General features: G+C 41.3%; 15 protein-coding genes and 2 pseudogenes. 13 read left to right on the top strand and 4 right to left on the bottom strand.

What is annotated here, in order from left to right:
- Positions 1-414: 414 nt before the first annotated feature.
- The 5 genes from RFK25_RS09505 to serB all read left to right on the top strand — a co-directional run bounded on the left by RFK25_RS09505 (position 415) and on the right by serB (position 6,836).
- On the top strand, positions 415-1,632 hold the full coding sequence (locus RFK25_RS09505; RefSeq protein WP_332413168.1) for an FtsW/RodA/SpoVE family cell cycle protein: 1,218 nt from the start codon (positions 415-417) through the stop codon (positions 1,630-1,632).
- Between the two features lie 13 nt (positions 1,633-1,645).
- Positions 1,646-2,185 (top strand): DJ-1 family glyoxalase III, encoded by a 540-nt coding sequence (locus RFK25_RS09500; RefSeq protein ID WP_332413166.1) that lies wholly within the window; start codon positions 1,646-1,648, stop codon positions 2,183-2,185.
- 197 nt (positions 2,186-2,382) lie between these two features.
- Entirely contained in the window at positions 2,383-4,335 is a 1,953-nt protein-coding gene (gene gyrB / locus RFK25_RS09495) for a DNA topoisomerase (ATP-hydrolyzing) subunit B (protein ID WP_332413165.1), read from the top strand.
- 88 nt (positions 4,336-4,423) lie between these two features.
- Positions 4,424-6,148, top strand: coding sequence for a septation ring formation regulator EzrA (ezrA, locus tag RFK25_RS09490; protein ID WP_332413164.1), 1,725 nt, complete (start codon positions 4,424-4,426; stop codon positions 6,146-6,148).
- A gap of 49 nt (positions 6,149-6,197) precedes the next feature.
- Positions 6,198-6,836 carry a phosphoserine phosphatase SerB gene (gene serB / locus RFK25_RS09485; protein WP_332413163.1) on the top strand — a complete coding sequence of 213 codons (639 nt, stop codon included), beginning with the start codon at positions 6,198-6,200 and terminating at the stop codon, positions 6,834-6,836.
- A 34-nt stretch (positions 6,837-6,870) separates the two neighbouring features.
- Here serB and RFK25_RS09480 read toward each other — a convergent pair whose 3' ends face one another.
- Complete coding sequence (locus tag RFK25_RS09480; protein ID WP_332413161.1) at positions 6,871-7,512, bottom strand: HAD family hydrolase; 642 nt, start codon at positions 7,510-7,512, stop codon at positions 6,871-6,873.
- A 106-nt stretch (positions 7,513-7,618) separates the two neighbouring features.
- Between RFK25_RS09480 and RFK25_RS09475 the strand changes: the two genes are divergently transcribed.
- Positions 7,619-8,749 carry a glycerate kinase gene (locus RFK25_RS09475; RefSeq protein ID WP_332413159.1) on the top strand — a complete coding sequence of 377 codons (1,131 nt, stop codon included), beginning with the start codon at positions 7,619-7,621 and terminating at the stop codon, positions 8,747-8,749.
- 9 nt (positions 8,750-8,758) lie between these two features.
- On the opposite strand, the gene RFK25_RS09470 is transcribed toward RFK25_RS09475, so the two are convergent.
- On the bottom strand, positions 8,759-9,208 hold the full coding sequence (locus RFK25_RS09470) for a DUF1694 domain-containing protein (protein WP_332413157.1): 450 nt from the start codon (positions 9,206-9,208) through the stop codon (positions 8,759-8,761).
- A 149-nt stretch (positions 9,209-9,357) separates the two neighbouring features.
- Here RFK25_RS09470 and eno point away from each other — a divergent pair, with 149 nt between their 5' ends.
- Positions 9,358-10,665 carry a surface-displayed alpha-enolase gene (eno, locus tag RFK25_RS09465; RefSeq protein WP_002935704.1) on the top strand — a complete coding sequence of 436 codons (1,308 nt, stop codon included), beginning with the start codon at positions 9,358-9,360 and terminating at the stop codon, positions 10,663-10,665.
- 376 nt (positions 10,666-11,041) lie between these two features.
- Here eno and RFK25_RS09460 read toward each other — a convergent pair whose 3' ends face one another.
- Complete coding sequence (locus tag RFK25_RS09460; protein WP_105122886.1) at positions 11,042-11,227, bottom strand: hypothetical protein; 186 nt, start codon at positions 11,225-11,227, stop codon at positions 11,042-11,044.
- 55 nt (positions 11,228-11,282) lie between these two features.
- Complete coding sequence (locus RFK25_RS09455) at positions 11,283-12,293, bottom strand: lactonase family protein (protein ID WP_332413155.1); 1,011 nt, start codon at positions 12,291-12,293, stop codon at positions 11,283-11,285.
- A 134-nt stretch (positions 12,294-12,427) separates the two neighbouring features.
- On the opposite strand from RFK25_RS09455, the gene RFK25_RS09450 reads away from it, so the two are divergent.
- From RFK25_RS09450 to RFK25_RS09425, 6 genes and pseudogenes are all read left to right on the top strand, one after another.
- Positions 12,428-13,594 (top strand): AI-2E family transporter, encoded by a 1,167-nt coding sequence (locus tag RFK25_RS09450; protein WP_332413153.1) that lies wholly within the window; start codon positions 12,428-12,430, stop codon positions 13,592-13,594.
- Positions 13,587-14,816 (top strand): tetratricopeptide repeat protein, encoded by a 1,230-nt coding sequence (locus tag RFK25_RS09445; RefSeq protein WP_332413151.1) that lies wholly within the window; start codon positions 13,587-13,589, stop codon positions 14,814-14,816. Before RFK25_RS09450 ends, RFK25_RS09445 begins: the two co-directional genes overlap by 8 nt.
- 3 nt (positions 14,817-14,819) lie before the next feature.
- Complete coding sequence (budA, locus tag RFK25_RS09440) at positions 14,820-15,536, top strand: acetolactate decarboxylase (RefSeq protein ID WP_332413149.1); 717 nt, start codon at positions 14,820-14,822, stop codon at positions 15,534-15,536.
- 191 nt (positions 15,537-15,727) lie between these two features.
- A pseudogene (locus RFK25_RS09435) lies at positions 15,728-16,592 on the top strand (IS982 family transposase).
- A 36-nt stretch (positions 16,593-16,628) separates the two neighbouring features.
- Positions 16,629-16,958: pseudogene (locus tag RFK25_RS09430) on the top strand (ISAs1 family transposase); the annotation flags it as partial.
- Between the two features lie 164 nt (positions 16,959-17,122).
- On the top strand, positions 17,123-19,969 hold a 2,847-nt coding region (locus RFK25_RS09425; protein WP_332413148.1), incomplete at its 3' end, for a mucin-binding protein.

Raw genomic sequence — 19,969 nt, 5'->3', positions numbered from 1 at the left:
ATGGGGTGGTTTCAGCATTAAAACAGCCATTTTTCTCTAAAAACAGTAAAAAAGACAAACACCAAAACGATGTTTGTCTGCAATCTGAAACAGTCCTTAACGGACTGTTTTTCTTTGCCTCTTAAAACTAGAGAAGGCAAACGACAGTCCTTGATGGACCATTTTTTCTTTGCCTCTAGAAATAAAAGAGGGCTTTTTTGGTGCGTGATTGTCAAAATGATTGCCATTTGTCTGAATATACATTGTAGATAAATGTTCGAGTTTTTAGTGTGTTGACCAGATGATTTTTTCTTCCTGCTAGAGCCTTTTCGTTTTTTTTGCTATAATGTTAAAAGCTATATTTAGTGCTGTATTTACAGTTTAGCACTTTACTTGTGAATACCAGTTCTTAGAAACGAAAGTATGAGGTAATCTATGAAATACAGAGGAACGATAGATAGTCGAATTGACTACTCTCTTATTTTACCAGTCTTTTTTTTATTGGTTGTAGGCATCTTAGCTCTTTTTATTGCAGTGAGCCAGGACTATCCAGATAGCGTTCTACAAATGGTGGGGCAACAAATTGCCTGGATAGGTATTGGAATCGTAGCAGCATTCCTGGTTATGTTCTTTTCGACCAAGTTTCTTTGGCAGATCACACCCTTCCTATATGTGCTGGGATTGGGGCTGATGGTCCTGCCCTTATTCTTCTACAGTCCGGACTTGGTGGCTTCGACAGGTGCGAAAAACTGGGTAACCATTGGAGGAATGACCCTCTTTCAGCCATCGGAATTCATGAAAATATCCTATATTGTCATGATTGCCAGGGTTATTGTCACCTTCCATAAACACCATTCGGAACGCGGTTTACGTGAAGATTTTATGCTGATTGCTTATATGACTCTCTTTACTCTTCCTGTTTTGGTACTACTGGCCTTGCAGAGTGACTTGGGAACTTCTTTGGTATTCGTGGCCATCTTCAGCGGGATGCTTCTCCTGTCGGGCGTGTCATGGAAAATTCTCCTACCGACAGCTGTGACCATCTTGGTACTGGTTGCAGGCTTTATGTTGATTTTTGTATCGCCAGGTGGAACAACCTTCCTGCATAATATGGGAATGGATACCTATAAAATCAACCGTATTTCAGCTTGGTTAGACCCCTTTAAACACGCCCAGTCAACAACCTACCAACAAGCACAAAGTTTGATTGCTATCGGTAGCGGTGGTCTGAAAGGTCTAGGGTTCAATAAAACAAATCTGCTCATTCCGGTTCGTGAAAGTGATATGATTTTTACAGTTATCGGTGAGGATTTTGGTTTTATCGGTGGGACAGTCTTGATCGGCCTCTACCTCCTGCTGATTTATCGGATGTTACGGATTACATTAAAATCCAATAATCGTTATTATACCTACATCTCTACAGGTTATATTATGATGCTCCTCTTCCATGTATTTGAAAATATCGGGGCAGCTACTGGTTTACTACCTCTGACAGGTATCCCACTTCCATTCATCTCTCAAGGTGGCTCTTCCATAGTGTCCAATCTGATTGGGATTGGCTTGGTACTATCCATGAGTTACCAGTCGCATCTGGCGGATGAAAAAGAAGAAGTGAGATCACGGAAATACAGGAAAATTACATTAGAACGTTAGAAAGTTGGTTACTATGGTAAAAGTTGCAGTTATGTTGGCAAACGGCTTTGAAGAAATTGAAGCCTTAGCTCCCGTTGATATTTTTCGAAGAGCGGGTTTTCAATGCGATATGATTGGTTTAACCAGTATTCGTGTGGAAGGTTCCCATGCTATCAAGGTTGAAGCAGACAGTTTGTTTGATGGGGATTTGAGCCAATATGATTTGATTGTCCTACCGGGAGGGATGCCTGGTTCAATAAATCTCCGTGATGATGACCGTTTGATTGCAGAATTGCAAAAGGCGGTAGCAAATGGGAAACGGGTTGCGGCTATCTGTGCGGCTCCGATCGTTCTAGATAGGGCTGGTTTACTGGATGGTCGTCGCTATACATGTTTCCCAGGGAAAGAAGCAGATATTTCCACTGGTATTCATTTTGCAGAAAATGTAGTCGTTGATGGACCGATTATTACCAGCCGAGGTGCAGGTACTAGCTTGGACTTTGCCTATAAATTGGTTGACTTACTTGGTGGCGATGGTCAAGGTCTGGCAAGGGTCATGGTTCATAAATTTTAGAGGAACAGAATGTTCAATATTAGGGAGCTGAAGTAGAAATTCAGCTCCTTTTTGGTGGGAATTTTATGAAAAATATGGTATAATGTTGGGTACGATTGTAAAGTTTTTATACTCTTGTTTTTCCTATCCAGATACTTCAAATCTTGTCGGATGGTTTAATGTTTTTGAGAGTAGAGCTTAGAAATAAAGGAATAAGAATGACAGAAGAAATCAAAGATTTACAAGAAAAAGCACAAGAATATGATGCCAGTCAGATTCAGGTTTTGGAAGGTCTGGAAGCCGTTCGTATGCGTCCAGGTATGTATATCGGAACAACCTCTAAAGAAGGACTTCACCATCTTGTTTGGGAAATTGTCGATAACTCGATTGATGAGGCCTTGGCCGGTTTTGCCAGCAAGATTGAAGTCTATATCGAGCCGGATAACTCCATTACAGTTGTGGACAATGGTCGTGGTATCCCGGTTGATATTCAAGAAAAAACAGGTCGTCCAGCCGTAGAAACAGTTTTTACAGTTCTCCATGCGGGTGGTAAATTTGGCGGAGGCGGATACAAGGTTTCAGGTGGTCTGCATGGCGTAGGTTCATCCGTAGTAAATGCTCTTTCGACCCAGTTAGATGTCCATGTTTATAAAAATGGTCAGGTTTATTTCCAAGAATACCGTCGTGGTGAAGTGGTTGCTGATTTGAAGGTTGTGGGTGAAACAGACCGCAATGGTACGACCGTACATTTTACACCAGATCCAGAAATCTTTACTGAAACGACGGAGTTCGAGTTTGCTAAATTAAATAAACGCATCCAAGAACTAGCTTTCCTAAACCGCGGTTTAAATCTTTCGATTACGGACAAGCGTGAGGGAATGGAACAAACCAAGGAGTATCACTACGAAGGTGGGATTGCTTCCTACGTGGAATACCTAAATGAGAACAAGGATGTCATTTTTGAAACCCCTATCTACACTGAGGGTCAGATGGATGACATTACCGTTGAAGTTGCTATGCAATATACAACTAGTTATCATGAAAATGTGGTCAGCTTTGCCAACAATATCCACACCCACGAAGGCGGTACTCACGAACAAGGTTTCCGTACAGCTCTGACGCGTGTCATCAACGACTATGCTAAGAAGAATAAAATTCTCAAGGAAAATGATGACAACTTAACTGGTGAGGATGTGCGTGAAGGTTTGACGGCTGTTGTTTCTGTTAAGCACCCTGGTCCTCAGTTTGAAGGACAAACTAAGACCAAGCTTGGAAATAGTGAAGTTGTTAAAATCACTAACCGTTTGTTCTCAGATGCCTTTTCAGAATTCCTTTTGGAGCATCCTCAGATTGCTCGTCGGATTGTGGACAAGGGTATTGTAGCGGCCAAGGCGCGGATTGCTGCCAAACGTGCTCGTGAGGTGACCCGTAAGAAATCAGGTCTTGAAATTTCTAACCTGCCAGGCAAGTTGGCAGACTGTTCATCAAATGATGCGACTAAGACAGAGCTCTTCATCGTGGAGGGAGATTCTGCGGGTGGTTCAGCAAAATCTGGTCGTGACCGTGAGTTCCAGGCTATTTTGCCAATTCGTGGTAAGATTTTGAACGTGGAAAAGGCCAGCATGGATAAGATTTTGGCCAACGAGGAAATCCGTAGCTTGTTTACAGCTATGGGAACTGGCTTTGGAGCGGACTTTGACGTAGAGAAGGCTCGTTATCAGAAATTGGTCATCATGACTGATGCCGATGTCGATGGAGCCCATATTCGTACCCTGCTCTTGACCCTCTTCTACCGCTATATGCGTCCGATTGTAGAAGCTGGTTATGTTTACATTGCCCAGCCCCCAATTTATGGGGTTAAGGTTGGAAGTGAGATTAAAGAATACATTCAACCAGGTGCCAATCAGGAACAAGAATTGCAAGAAGCCTTAGAAAGACATAGTACTGGACGTTCTAAACCAACCATCCAACGTTATAAGGGATTGGGTGAAATGGATGACCATCAGTTGTGGGAAACAACCATGAATCCAGAGAATCGTCTGATGGCGCGTGTTTCAGTTGATGATGCTGCAGAAGCAGATAAGATTTTTGATATGTTGATGGGGGATAAGGTAGAGCCTCGCCGTGAGTTTATCGAAGAAAATGCGGTATATTCAACATTAGATGTCTAAAAACTGAGAAAACAAGTGCATAAGCTAGAGATTTATGGTATAATAAAGCGATATTTTCTAGTAATTACTATGAACTAAGGAGATTTACATGCCTACAGGAACAATCATCTTAATCGTTTCGATTGTTATCATTTTAATCGTTGCCTACGTAGCTTGCCTGATTGTTCGCAAACGTAATGACAACCTCTTGGTTGCATTAGAAGAGCGCAAGGAAGAGCTATTTAACCTCCCTGTAAATGAAGAAGTTGAAGCGGTAAAGGCCCTTCACTTGATTGGTCAAAGCCAGGTTTCCTTCCGTGAGTGGAATCAAAAATGGGTTGATCTATCCCTCAATTCATTTGCAGATATTGAAAATCATATTTTTGAAGCAGAAGCTTTTAATAATTCTTTCCGTTTTGTCAGTGCTAAGAATGCTATTGATAGCATTGAAAGTCAGATTGACCTAATTGAAGAAGATATTTCTTCTATCCGCCATGGTTTGATGGATTTGAAGGAACAGGAGGAGAAGAACTCAGGTCGTGTCAAACATGCCTTGGATTTGTTCGAAAATCTGCAAGCCTCTGTTCGTGACAATTCTGAAAGTTATGGAGAAACCTTGCCAGAACTGGAAAAACAACTGAAAAATATTGAAGTTGAATTTTCTGAGTTTGTTATGCTCAACTCATCTGGTGATCCGATTGAAGCATCTGAAATTCTTGATAAGACAGAGGAGCACATGATTGCTCTCAATCAGATTATGGATCGTATTCCGCATTTGATTGAACGTGTTAGTAAGGATTTTCCAGAGCAGTTGGAAGACTTGGAAACAGGTTACCGTAAACTTGTAGAGCAAAACTACTTGTTTACAGAAGGAAATATCGAATCCCAATTCCAAAATATCCGAGTTTCTATTCGTGAAAATACTGCCTTGATTGTATCCTTTGATTTGGATGCGGCAGAAGCTGAAAATGAGGGCATTCAAGCTAAGATTGACCACTTATATAAGCTCTTTAATCGGGAAATTGAGGCTAACAAGTCTGCTAATAAGATTAGCAAGAGCCTACCAAAATTTTTGGAGCATGTGGTACAAAATACCCAACTTTTGGATGAAGAAAGTCAGCGTTTAAATGCCAACTATCTATTGGCAGACAGCAAGCTTTCACGTATTAACCAACTGAAAAAACGTTTGGAAACTATTGAGATTGTCGTCGCTGAGAGTGTTGAAGGTATTGAAACGCCGCAGGTGGCATATTCTATTCTGGAAGAGCGATTGGATCATTCGCTTTCAAGTTTGAAAGAAATTGAAGAAGAACAACTAGTACTGGCTGAATACCTTAAATCACAAGAAGTATCGGAAAGTACAGCTCGTAAGAAAGCTACTCTCTATATCAATAAGCTTCATACCCTAAAACGCTACATGGAGAAACGCAATCTTCCTGGTATCCCGGCTGAGTTTCTGACAAACTTCTTCAGAACCAGTGACCATGTGGAAGGTCTGATTGCAGAATTGGATTATAAACGAATTAACATCGAAGTTGTTAATCGTTTGTTAGAAAATGCGACTTACGATATGAATCAGTTGGAAGAATTAGCTTACCTTATCGTTCAGAATGCGACCCTGACAGAGCAACTCTTGCAGTATTCTAACCGCTATCGTTCAACCAATGAAGGAATTCAAGCAGCTTTCAATCGTTCACTAGATATTTTTGAAAGAGACTTTGACTACCAAGCAGCCTTTGAAGAGATTTCATTTGCCTTGGAAACAGTTGAACCCGGTGTAACAGAACGCTTTGTTCGTTCTTATGAAAAAACACGCGAAGCAATTCGTTACTAAATAAAAAGCCGTTTGGCTTTTTATTTTTATACAAGAAAGGATATGAAACATGACAAAAGGATTATTGGTTATGGATGTGGATTCTACACTGATTATGGAAGAAGGTATTGACCTTCTTGGTGAGGAAGCGGGTGTAGGGGAGCAGGTTGCAGACATTACAGAACGTGCTATGCGTGGAGAATTGGATTTCGAAGAAGCATTACGCGAGCGTGTTGCCTTGTTGAAAGGCTTGCCTGTTTCTGTTTTTGATCGGATTATAGAAAAAATTCATTTTACACCAGGAGCTGCAGAGCTAGTAGCAGAATTAAAGGCTCGTGGGTTTAAGGTTGCAGTCGTATCAGGTGGATTTCATGAAACAGTAGATCGTCTTGCAGAGCGGTTGGAATTAGATTATGTTCGTGCCAATCGTTTAGAAGTAGTTGATGGATTTTTGACAGGTCAAGTTTTGGGCGATATTGTAACCAAGGATACCAAGAAGGCTTGTTTGGAAGCCTGGGCGGCTGAAAATGGCTTAGCTTTATCTCAGACTATTGCTATGGGGGATGGGGCAAATGACCTACCTATGATTCAAAGAGCAGGAATTGGCGTGGCATTCTGTGCTAAGCCAATTGTGCAAGAACAGGCACCTTATCAAATCAATGAAAAAAATCTCTATAAACTAATAGAGATTTTGAATGGTAAATATTGAGTAAGTCAGCTGTTTGCTGGCTTTTTCTGTTTGCTTAGACTAAGAGTTGTTTTAAATCAAGAAGGGTTTCGGCTATCATTGTTGCGCCAGCCTTTTCCAATTCTTGTCGATTTCCGTAGCCATAAAGGACACCGATTGAAGCTAGTTGGTTGGCCTGGGCTCCTTCGATGTCATGTTCACGGTCCCCGACCATAATGCTTGTTTGCGGATTGTAGTCCAGTTGGGCTAAGGCATAGGAGATGACATCAGTCTTGTTAATGCGGCTACTATCCAGACTGGCTCCTGCAATGACATCGAAATAGTGGGAAATATCAAAATATTCCAGAATTTGCTTGGCAAAGACTTCGGGTTTAGAGGTGGCGATAGCCAAGGTTTTGCCTGCTTCCGTCAGAGCTTCTAAAAGAGGAATAACACCGTCGTAGAGTTGGTTTTCAAACATGCCCTTTTCTATAAAATAAACCCGAAAGGCATCAACAGCTGCCTGGGTATCTGCTGGATTTAGTTGATAAAAACGGGCAAAGGATTCGTAGAGAGGAGGACCGATGAAGCATTTTAAGTTTTCTGGGTTCGGCTCCTCAATCCCCATTTGGTTCAGGGCGTAGGCGACGGAATTTAGGATACCTTGTCCAGAGTCTGTTAAGGTACCGTCAAGGTCAAATAAAATAGTCTGATACATAGAAGCCTCCTTTTGTCCAGTATATCATGTTTTAAGGAAATACTCGAATTTTTCTTGAAAGACCTGGAAAGGAGTGCTACAATTTATATAGAAAGGTGGGATATCTATGCGTATTCTAATAGCTCCAGATTCCTTCAAAGAATCTCTCTCAGCAGCAGAGGTTGCTAAAGCCATAAAGCAAGGATTTTCAAAGGTCTATCCCCAGGCAAGTTATGATTTGCTTCCCTTGGGTGATGGAGGTGAAGGAACCCTCGACAGTCTGACACAAGCCTTTGGTTTAGAGAAATACCAGACAGAAGTGACAGGACCATTTGGGGATAGGATATGTGTTGACTATGCAATGCGAGATGGTCTTGCTGTTTTTGAAATGGCTGCGATAGTGGGGCTTGCCAGCATTCCGCTAGAAAAAAGAAATCCTTTGCTAGTTTCTACTAGAGGAGTGGGTGAACTGCTGGTTGAACTGGTGCAGAAAGGTGCCAACCAGTTTTTCATCGGAATTGGTGGCTCTGCCAGCCATGATGGTGGCATTGGAATGGCTGCAGGCCTTGGTGTGAAATTCTATGACAGAGAGGGTCAGGAACTGGAAGCCATTGGGGCTAATTTGAGTAAGATTGTGGACTTTTCCCAAGATGACATAGGTATTGATTTGTCGTCTGTTCAGATTGATTTGCTAACTGACGTGGATAATCTTCTCTGTGGACATCAGGGTGCTACCTATATTTTTGCTGGTCAGAAGGGGCTGGAAGCCACGAAGTTTGAGCAAGTGGATAGAGAGATGGAAAGATTTTATCAGCTTGTCAATCCAGCAATCTTGACACTGGCTGGTGCTGGTGCAGGCGGTGGGATGGCGGCAGGCTTGGTGCAGTTTGCAGGTGCCCGCATCCAAACAGGCATAAACTTTGTTCTGGATCAATTAGATTTTGACAAGCGAGTAGCTGAGGCTGACCTAGTTATTGTCGGTGAGGGGCGGATGGATGCCCAAAGCTTATCAGGGAAGACTCCGATAGGAGTAGCTAGACGTACGCCGACTGGGATTCCCATCATTGCAATTTGTGGTAGCCTCAAAGACGATCTTCCCGAGTTTCCTTGTGAAAATATCTGCGCCGCATTTCCCATTATTGCTGAAGTTGATGACTTAGAAAATACGCTTAAAAAGGGAGAAAAAAACCTGGTCCGCACAGCAGAACAGGTGGCAAGAATTCTTCAGTTGGGAGGAAAATTGGAAGAATTTGATTAAAGAAATAGCTTATCCAAATAATTTTTTCCAGAAGGAGGGTTTTTGCTCTTCCTTTTTTTCTTCCTTCTTGATAAGATTTGGAAAGATAACTTCTAAGTTAATTTCTTCTAAATCAACTGCATGATCTGTATGGAAGACCAGAGCGTAGGGAGACTGTCCTATTTTTTCATCGATGATAGCGGTAGTAATACCGAAGTTCTGAGCAATTTTTAGTAGTGAAATTTGTTGCTTATCAGACAGGGCTGGCGAGAGTTTGAGGAATAGAGGAGAGTAGCTGTTTGCTAGTTTTTGGCAAATTGTATCAAACTTATTTCCGACGACTTCACTACTCAAATCGTCAAAGGAAACGAGCAGGACAACGCGCTCGCGATAAGTTCCCATGTATAAGCGCTGTTCATCAGGGTTTAGACGGGTTTCACCAGAGGCTTTTTGTAAAATTGTAGTATGTAATTCAGTCATAGTCTTAGTATAGCATATCCCAGTAAAAATGCAAAGGAAGGCGTTTACATTATTTCTTTCAGTAAAATAGCCTATTTTTTCTTGAAAAATATCTTATTTTAGGGTATGATAGCAGTGTAACTATTTTAAACTCAAAGGAGAGTAATATAATGTCAATTATTACTGATGTTTACGCTCGCGAAGTCCTTGACTCACGCGGTAACCCTACACTTGAAGTTGAAGTTTATACTGAATCAGGTGCTTTCGGACGTGGTATGGTTCCTTCAGGAGCTTCTACTGGTGAGCACGAAGCAGTTGAGCTTCGCGACGGTGACAAATCTCGTTACCTTGGTCTTGGTACTCAAAAAGCTGTTGACAACGTGAACAACGTGATTGCTGACGCTATCATCGGTTTTGACGTTCGTGATCAACAAGCTATCGACCGCGCTATGATCGCTCTTGACGGTACTCCTAACAAAGGTAAATTGGGTGCAAACGCAATCCTCGGTGTTTCTATCGCTGTTGCACGTGCTGCTGCTGACTACCTTGAAGTGCCACTTTACACTTACCTTGGTGGATTCAACACTAAAGTATTGCCAACTCCAATGATGAACATCATCAACGGTGGTTCTCACTCAGACGCTCCAATCGCTTTCCAAGAATTCATGATCTTGCCAGTTGGCGCTCCTTCATTCAAAGAAGGTCTTCGTTGGGGTGCTGAAGTATTCCACGCTTTGAAGAAAATCTTGAAAGCTCGTGGTTTGGTAACAGCTGTTGGTGACGAAGGTGGTTTCGCTCCTAAGTTCGAAGGAACTGAAGACGGTGTTGAAACAATCATCGAAGCTATCGAAGCTGCTGGTTACGAAGCTGGCGAAAACGGCATCATGATCGGTTTCGACTGTGCGTCATCTGAATTCTACGACAAAGAGCGTAAAGTATACGACTACACTAAATTCGAAGGTGAAGGCGCTGCTGTTCGTACTTCTGCAGAACAAATCGACTACCTTGAAGAATTGGTTAACAAATACCCAATCATCACTATCGAAGATGGTATGGATGAAAACGACTGGGATGGCTGGAAAGCTCTTACTGAGCGTCTTGGCAAACGCGTTCAATTGGTTGGTGACGACTTCTTCGTAACAAACACTGACTACCTTGCACGTGGTATCAAAGAAGGTGCTGCTAACTCAATCCTTATCAAAGTTAACCAAATCGGTACTCTTACTGAAACATTTGAAGCTATCGAAATGGCTAAAGAAGCTGGCTACACTGCCGTTGTATCACACCGTTCAGGTGAAACTGAAGATTCAACAATCGCTGACATCGCAGTTGCAACTAACGCAGGCCAAATCAAGACTGGTTCATTGTCACGTACAGACCGTATCGCTAAATACAACCAATTGCTTCGTATCGAAGATCAACTTGGTGAAGTTGCAGTCTACAAAGGCTTGAACTCATTCTACAACTTGAAAAAATAAATTAGTACAGTGTACTAATTTATCCCCGAGCTAGCATAGCGAGGGTTATAGTAAGAACAAGTCCGAAAATTTTCGGACTTGTTTTTCAATGTCTTGGAGACTGTTTTATCCCCGAGCTAGCATAGCGAGGGTCATAATAAGGACAAGTCTGGAAATTTCCAGACTTGTTTTTCGTAGTACGGTGTACTAATTTATCCCCGAGTTAGAATAACGAGGGATATAGTAAGAACAAGTCCGAAAAACTTCGGACTTGTTTTTCAATGTCTGGGAGACTGTTTTATACCTGAGCTAGAAAAGCGAAGGTTTTTCTACTTATTATTCTTGAAATAATAACAAAAAACTAGACTGAACATTCTCAGCCTAGTTTTTTCATGTATTAGAACAAGCCTTTAACCTTGTCCAAAAGACCGCTTACGCCTTCGGAACCTGACAACAAGCCTTTTGCTTGCTCCAAGTATTCGCCGAAGTTGTCTTTGTTTTCTTCGATAAATTGTTTAGCTCCGTCAAAGTCTTTGTTTGCGATTAAGTCTTTAACTTGGTTGAAAAGATCTACTGGATTCATGTAATTCACCTCCTATACAAATATTAAACCAAAAGTAGAGCGATTTCACAAATAATTAGTCTTCAAAAAATGTGACACATACAGCTTCTGGTAGGTAAAAATCATGAGAAAGTTCCGTTAGTTGACCTGTTTCTGTATCTCTTGAAAAAACAGTCGCATTATCAGAATCTTGGTGGACAGCGATTAGGTGTTTCTCGTCTGGGCTTAGGGTAAAGTCACGGGGTGTCTTGCCATGGGTTGACACGATTTGGACCAATTCAAGACTGGCATCACCAAGTGTTTTGTAGACGGCGATTGAGTCGTTACCACGGTTAGAACCGTAGACAAATTTTCCATCTTTGGTGATACGAATAGCAGCTGTGCCGTTGAAACCTGTATGGTCTTGTGGAAGTGTAGAGATAGTTTGTAGGTGCTCGAACTCTCCCCAGCCATCGTAAATAAGGACTTCAATAGTTGAATTAAGTTCGCAGATGAGGTAGGCAATTTTTGCGACGGGATGGAAAACAATGTGTCTTGGTCCACTTCCAGCAGCGGCCTGATAGGTTGCCAATTTTTCTACTTTTCCTTGGTCTGAAACCTTGTAGGTTACAACTTGGTCAGCACCTAAATCACAGGTCACCAAGAACTTATCAGGTGTTAAATCAGAAAAGTGAACATGGGCGGATGCCTGATTTTCATGTGGTCCAGAACCTTCATGTTGTACCATATCTGCAAGTTCTAGGGAGCCATTTTCTAGTTGTTTATAGACCAGAACTTGTCCCTTGTGGTAATTAGCAGCATAAACTAGATTTCGTTCGTCATCTACGGCTACATAGCAGTGAGGTGCACCCTCGCTAACCACATGGTTTAGGTTGCTGAAATCTGTATCGAAAGCTGCGATTCCCCCTTGTCCATTTTCAGCCCCGACTGAATAAAGTCGTCCAGCTTTATCAAAAGCTAGATAGGTTGGGTTTGGCTCTTCAGCAACCAATTCTAAGTTACTGAGTTGCCCAGTTTTGCTATTAAATTGTGCCTTATAAATACCTTTTGATTCACGTTTGGTGTAAGTACCGAAATAGACAGCCATGCTTATCTCCTTTGAAAATGGTTGCTAAAATTATACCATATTTCTCCTCTAAAGTCTGAGAAAGCCTATGGTTTATTTGTCTAAAATACTCCATTACATGATACAATAGAGAAAAAGAATGAGGAGTGAGCGAGATGGATGAACAGCAGCAACGATTTAGAATGTCCTGGTTTTTTAAGTGGTTTGTAAACAATCAGGCTGTTACTTTTTTTCTAGTAACCTTATTGGTTCTGTTAACTATTTTTGTTTTTACTAAGGTCAGCTTTTTGCTGAAGCCACTTGGGAGTTTTATTGAAATTATTCTCCTGCCCATGTTGTTGACAGGTTTGCTGTATTATCTTTTAAATCCTATTGTGGATTGGTTAGAGAAATATAAGATTACACGGACAGCTGCTATTTCGGTCTTATTTGTATTGATTGGCATGCTTTTGGTTTGGGGCTTGGCTGTTGTTATTCCAAGTATTCAAGGGCAGGTCGTTTCTTTCGCCCAAAATCTGCCGTCTAATATTCAAAAGATTGAAAGTCAAGTGACGACCTTATTGGAAAATGAACAATTTGAACAGTTCCGTCCAACTGCCTTGGAAATTTTGAATAAGGTCAATGACCAAATTGTTTCCTATGCGCAGAAATTTTCTTCAAGTGCTGTCAACTGGGCTAGTAGTTTGATTTCAACGGCATCGCAGATTATCGTGGCTATTTTGATTATGCCCTTTATTCTCTTCTATCTATTACGAGATGGTCAGCATTTAAATCGCCATGTCACCCAGTACTTGCCGACAAAGTGGCGTTCATCCGTCAGCGAGGTTTTGACAGATGTCAATGCTCAGTTGTCCAACTATGTTCGTGGTCAGGTGACGGTCGCTATTATTGTTGCTCTCATGTTTTCTGTCATGTTTTCAGTGATTGGACTTAGTTATCCTGTAACCTTGGGGGTTATGGCTGGTTTCCTTAATCTGATACCCTACTTGGGCTCATTTTTGGCTATGATACCTGCAGTAGTGTTAGGATTGATTGCTGGACCTGTCATGTTGGTCAAGGTTTTGATTGTTTTCATGTTGGAGCAGACCATTGAAGGTCGTTTTGTAACTCCACTTATTATTGGTAGCTCTTTGAGTATTCATCCCATTACCATTTTATTCGTCTTGTTGACTGCTGGTCAGATGTATGGTGTGTTAGGGGTCTTGTTAGGAATTCCAATTTATGCCTCTATTAAGGTAGTGGTCAAGGCGGCTTTTAACTGGTATAGAGAGTATAGCGGTTTATATGTTGAGGAAGGGGAACAGACGGTTCGAGATGAATAATAGTGAAAAAATGTTGATTTGCCTGCAAGAGCAGGATTTACAGAAGGCAGATAAGTATTTCAAACGTGCCTTGGCAGAAGATGACAGCGACACGCTCTTATCCTTGGCTACTTATCTGGAAAGTATTGGTTTCTTTCATCAGGCACGGGATATCTATACCAAGCTCTTGCCTGACTTTCCTGAGTTAGCCTTACAATTGGCTCAGATTGCTTTTGAGGATGGCCAGGTTGAAGAAGCTTTCGGATACTTGGAGGAAATTTCAGAAGACAGTCCTGCCTATGTGGAAGCCTTGTTGGTTAAGGCGGATTTGTATCAGGCAGAAGGATTGTCAGATGTGGCACGTGAGAAATTGTTAGAAGCTAGTCACATATCTGATGAACCAATTATTTTATTTGGCTTAGCAGAGTTGGATATGGAGTTGGAATTTTTTAATGAAGCCATCTCTTACTATGCCCAGCTGGATAATCGTGAAATCTACGAATTAACTGGGGTTTCTACCTACCAGCGAATTGGTCTTGCCTATGCAAGTTTGGGGAAATTTGAAGCGGCCATTGAATTTCTGGAAAAAGCTGTCGAGTTGGAATACGATGACCAGACTGTTTTTGAGTTAGCTGCTCTGCTATTTGAAAGCGAAGAATACCAAAAGGCCAATCTCTACTTCAAGCAGCTGGATACCATCAATCCTGATTTTGAGGGCTATGAATACGCCTACGCCCAATCCCTTCATGCCGAGTATAAGATTGAAGAAGCCTTAGCAATGACAGAAAAGGGCTTGGCCAAAAATGATTTTGATGCCAATCTCTTGCTTCAAGCTTCTCAGTACGCCTATGAAATGCACGATGAGGAAGTTGCTGAAGACTATCTCCTCAAGGCAAGGGAAGTGGCAGATGATAGTAATGAATTAGCCCTCCGCTTGTCCAATCTCTATTTGGAACAGGAGCGGTTTGATGAGGTTGTGGCCCTCTTTGACGAGGATTTGGACAATGTCTTGGCGCGTTGGAATGTAGCTAAGGCCTATCAAGCTCTGGAAAGAGATGAGGAAGCGAGTGAGCTTTACGCTGAATTAGCTGGGGAATTGGCGGAGAATCCTGAATTTTTGGCTGATTATGTAGAGTTATTACGTCAACTTGGTCGCTTGGATGAGGCAAGAGAGCAAGCTAGCCGTTATATCCAATTGGTGCCAGATGACTTGGCCATGCAAGAATTTTTGAATGAAGAGTAGGTTATGCAAGTAAATCGATTATTTCAATACAATACCTTAGGTGCCTTGATGGCGGGTTTATATGATGGTTCTTTGACGGTGGGCGAATTGCTGGAACATGGTGATTTGGGTTTAGGTACACTGGATTCTATTGATGGTGAGTTGATTGTCTTAGATGGAAAGGCCTATCAGGCCAAGGGAGCAGGGGCGAAACCAGAAGTGGTTGAGGTTCCTGCTGATATGAAGGTTCCCTATGCAGCGGTTATTTTCCATGAAGCAGAAGTGATTTTCAAACAACGCTTTGAAATGACTAGCGATGAATTGCACCAACGGATTGAATCCTATTACGATGGCGAAAATCTTTTTCGTTCTATCAAAATCAAAGGGACGTTTTCACGGATGCACGTGCGCATGATTCCAAAATCGGCTTCGGATGTTCGATTTGCGGAGGTGGCTAGCCGTCAGCCCGAATATACCGCTGAGAACATTTCGGGTACTATTGTTGGTATTTGGACACCAGAGATTTTTCATGGGGTCAGTGTGGCAGGTTATCATTTGCATTTTATCTCAGACGATTTGACCTTTGGGGGCCATGTTATGGACTATATCATTTCACAAGGAAATATCGAGGTTGGCCCAGTAGATCAACTAGACCAACGTTTCCCTGTTCAAGACCGCCAGTATCTTTTCGCTAAGTTCAACGCCAAGGAAGTTAGAGAAGATATTGAGCGAGCGGAGTAGTAATGCTAATTCTAGTTGTAACATTAAGCTAGAAAGGAAGTTAATTTTGTTAGTTTCAGACTAACACTCATACTTTTAGGAATGAAACCTATTTGTATACAATACCCGTGGTGCTAGTTCATTTCAAACTACAATAAAAAGCCCAAATGGACCATACTGTAAGTGATGAAACATACAGGAGGTTAGTCCAAATGAGCCACTTACAGTATACCGCTAAAATCTCATCATTTGCAATGGAATGTACGCCAATTATCACAAATTTGCCATCACTCCTACCAAAACTATTGTCCAGATTCCTTCAAACATCGGCCTAATGATAGTTTAGTCAAAGTTTCAGATGAATCTCTTCTTGTCTTGCTTTTGTTACAAGCAGAACTAGGCATAACATCACAAGGCTATTTCTACACCATCTGCCACCTCTTTCCTTGTGGTCAGTTACTAGAAAGAAGTCGGTTCAATCGTCGGTCTAAACAATTGATTTGGCTAGTCCAATTCATCCGAAAAGCTATGAGTGAAATGCTTCCATCTGATAAACTATCCATTATAGATAGTTTTCCCTTGCCACTTTGCCAACCCGTTCGCAATCACAGACCTACCATTTTTAAAGTATTAGCCAATATTTGCCACAATGCCTCTATACATCTTAGGTTCTACGGCTTCAAGGTTCATATGCTGGTGACCTTATCTGATTATATTTTGAACTATGTGCTTACACCCGCCTCTGTCCACGATATAGAGGTGGGTTTTTAGCTGTTAGAGGGGTGTAAGCAATCGGTTATCCTAGGTTATTTAGGCTACCTGAGCAGTGCACTCAAGAAGGACTTAGATCAACAAGGTTACCATCTATGTACGCCATTTCGTAAAAACATGACAGGGGCCTAAGAACATAATGATTGGAAGGTGATGGCCATGAGACGAACTATTGCAATACGTTTTTCTGAACTGTGTCGTTTCTTTGACATCGAACATACACTTGCTAGAGGGATAGCCGGACTACAGCTACGAATGGAACAAATTATTCTAGCTCATAACTTACGCTATTTTGAAATGAACTAGCACCACGGGTATAAAAGTATTGTTTTTATTTCATTTAACTATATTGATAAAGACGGCGTCATTACGGAAGAAGTTCGATACTTTATCCTCCGTTTCAAGAGTGATGTACAGACTTTTTCTCAGGTTATTCGCGGTCATTGGTCGGTTGAGTGCCTACATTAGTTGTTAGATGTGGTTTACCGAGTAGATAAGAATCAAACCTTAGATAAGCGAGCGGCCTTCAATTTAAATGATATTCGTAAGGCTTATCTCCATCTCTTGCAAATGAAAATCTTTCCTAAGCAGAAGCGGAGTTACCGACGCAAACAACGCTATATTTCTGTCCATTTGGAGAATCATTTGCCACAATTATTTGGAAATCGAGGAAAAGGTGGTAAATACAAAATCGATATTAGAACTAAAGCAGTTGCATTTAGGTGCAAAAGGAGAGAAGAAATTTTTAATGCGTATGGCGTTTTTTTCATATATTTTGCTTGCAGAATGTCTCAAGATATGATAGTATAATGATGATAAACTGAAAGGAGTCTATCATGAAAAAAAGAAAAGATATGTTTCAAAAAAAGAAGCGTATGTTTGGTGAGAAGCAATATCGTTTTTCAATCAGGAAATTCAACGTTGGTGTTGGTTCCACGGTCATAGCGGCCTTCCTACTTCTAGCAGGTAGTCCACTTGTTTCAGCGCAAGAGATTACTTCTACTGAAGGTGTAACTAGCTCAACAGAGAAAATTTCTGAAACGATAGTGCCAACTACAGATTCTACTCAGCCTGAGTCAATCAAAACAGATGATGAAACTTCAAGTACTTCAGTAACTTCTGCAGAAACAGGTTTAGATTCATCGGTTTCAGTGAATTCAGGTTCGCTGGATTCAACTACATCGCAGGATGTTGAAAGTGAGTCGGCAGTAGTTATTGAATCTTCTGAAGCTTTAAATGAGAGTTCAGAACTTAGCTCTGAGTCAGCATCATCTGAAATTACAGATAATAGCTTGCAGGAGTCTTCGACTGTTTCTGCTGCTGAACTTATAGCACCAGTTGAAACCACTTTAACTGTTGAAGATGGCGAGGAAGTAGCGAAACAAATCAATCAGATTGCTACTGATGAGGAAGCAATTGGTGATGTTCGGACAGCGGGTATTACCTACCAGGTTCGATACATTGATGAGGAGACTGGACAACGTGTTTCTCGTACAGCTCATACTGAAGCTGTTGAGACCAATCGTTTGAATGCAACGACATATGTAAAAGTCATTGCTAGTCTTCCTGAAGGGTATGAACTTGCTGATGGCCAGTCTCCAGTTTTAGTACAACAAATTTTTGAAAAGCAAACTAATATTTTATCATTTGTTGTTACTAAGAAAAAAGAAGACGAAACTCTGGTTTCTGAACCAACGACTTCAGGTTCTTCAGGTTTCCGTACCAATCCTTCTGCAACTCCAGAAGTGCGTGATGGCTATACTGTAACAGAATTGGTTCCTCCAGTTCAAGATCCTAATGGTTACCATGTCCAAGCTATAGCTAAAGATTATACGAATAATGTTCTAACCAGCTATGTCCTCTATTCTACTCGAAAGGAAGACACAGCTACAGATGCTGCTGGGAATGATATTCCAACTAAGCTTTACTTAACAAAAGTAGATGCCAACAATACCAACTCTATTCAAGCTAGTATTGTTGTTGATTTGACCCAACCTGCGGGGACATCGGTAGCTTTCGATGGTGGGACAATTACTCTTGACACACCTGTTCGGGTTCGTGGTTCAAATCTGCCAACGGCCACCTATTCTTATGCTTTAAGCTCAAATAAAAGTTTGGATCCTATTTTCTTAATGGGGGCAGTAGATACAGATAATTCCACTAATAATGGTTTTGGTTCGACTTTTAGTCCGTATACATATCAGTTGACTAAATATAGAGACAAAACTACAGGTGCCGAACTAGCACCAATCTATGTTCAAGAGGGTTGGCGATACGATACTTATACAACCGCACCAATTGATATTCCTGGATATACATTGGTTGGCGACTCAGGGAATACAGATTCCTATATTAACCATGGACGGAATTATGTAGCTGGAGATGTACTCTATCAAAAGTCAAATTTACCAATTAATATCTATAACTCTGATGTCAAAGAGACTCGTAAAATTATTGGGACACAGGATACACAGTTATACAGAAAGCAAGTTTTTACAGACACTTCGACGATATACACTGAGTATTATCAAGTTATTGGGGATGCGGCAAGTACTCCTTCTCCAGAGGAGTTTTTCGCTCAATTGGAAGCGGGAACTTTAAATATTATCACAGATAAACTATTTGCGGCCACCCAGGCTGACGGTGTTACATTATCAGGAGGGCATACTTTAAACTCACCTGTAAATGCAACTAAAAAGCTTGGAGATTACTTTACAACAGATAAGACGGGAGTATATCCATTAAGAAACCCTTCTAGTTTGTTGGCTCAGTACCCAAATGATTATTCTGATTTTACTCCTGCAGAAGTTTTAGCTTTGCCAACCGTTTCTGACTCTCCAGTTGAAGTTACAGTAACTAATCCAGGCAGAGTGTCTGTACCCTTTACAGCGCAGTATGTACTAAATACGGGTAAAACTGCTCCAACTAAGACAAGTTCTGTACGGATGTCTTTCTCTATTGGTTTGACTCAAACTGCTTCTACAGGGTCAGACGTTTCGTACTACTATACTGCAAATCCTCAAGTTGCAGCTGTGAAATTTGTTGACACTACTGATTCAAGTGTTAAATATACAGAAAACTTAAATGGTAAAACTGCAGAAACTTTCGGTTGGGATCCGGCTACAAAAATTGCGGAATTTGAAGCGATGGGCTATACGGTCGTCAATCGGGATGGTTATGACCCAACAGGAACATACGATACGATTGATAGAAATGTTCAAGAATTCACTTATGAGTTGACTCCTAAGACTACTCAAGTGACAGATAATCCGTTAGTCTTTACTCGAACTACTAACTATATTAAAGAAGAAGATAGTAGTCAGGTTGCGGCTCCTTATACAACAACAGTCACATATGAGCGAACAGGAACTCGAAATGAAGTGACGGGATCGGTGACTTGGAATTCTTGGACAGCTAAGGATGGCGATACAATTCTTGAAGGTCAAGCTCTACCAACTCTTGCCGGCTATTCCGTTAAGTCTGTTACTTCAAACTACGGTACAGTTACTGCAGTATCAGTAGTTGAGAATATCGACACAGCTGATCTCATCTCAACAGGAAACTATGATCTCGTTGAGACAGTAGTGTATGCGAAAGCAGCTCAAACAGGTAGTGTGAAATTTGTGGATACTAGCGATAATTCCGTTAAATTCACAGAAGCACTCAATGGTCAGACAGGAGAT

Origin of the sequence: Streptococcus sp. SS-4456, from assembly GCF_036680365.1 — a bacterium.
Classification (GTDB): Bacteria; Bacillota; Bacilli; order Lactobacillales; family Streptococcaceae; genus Streptococcus.
Note: the sequence above shows the minus strand (reverse complement) of the source record. Positions and strands in the feature narration are given on the sequence as shown.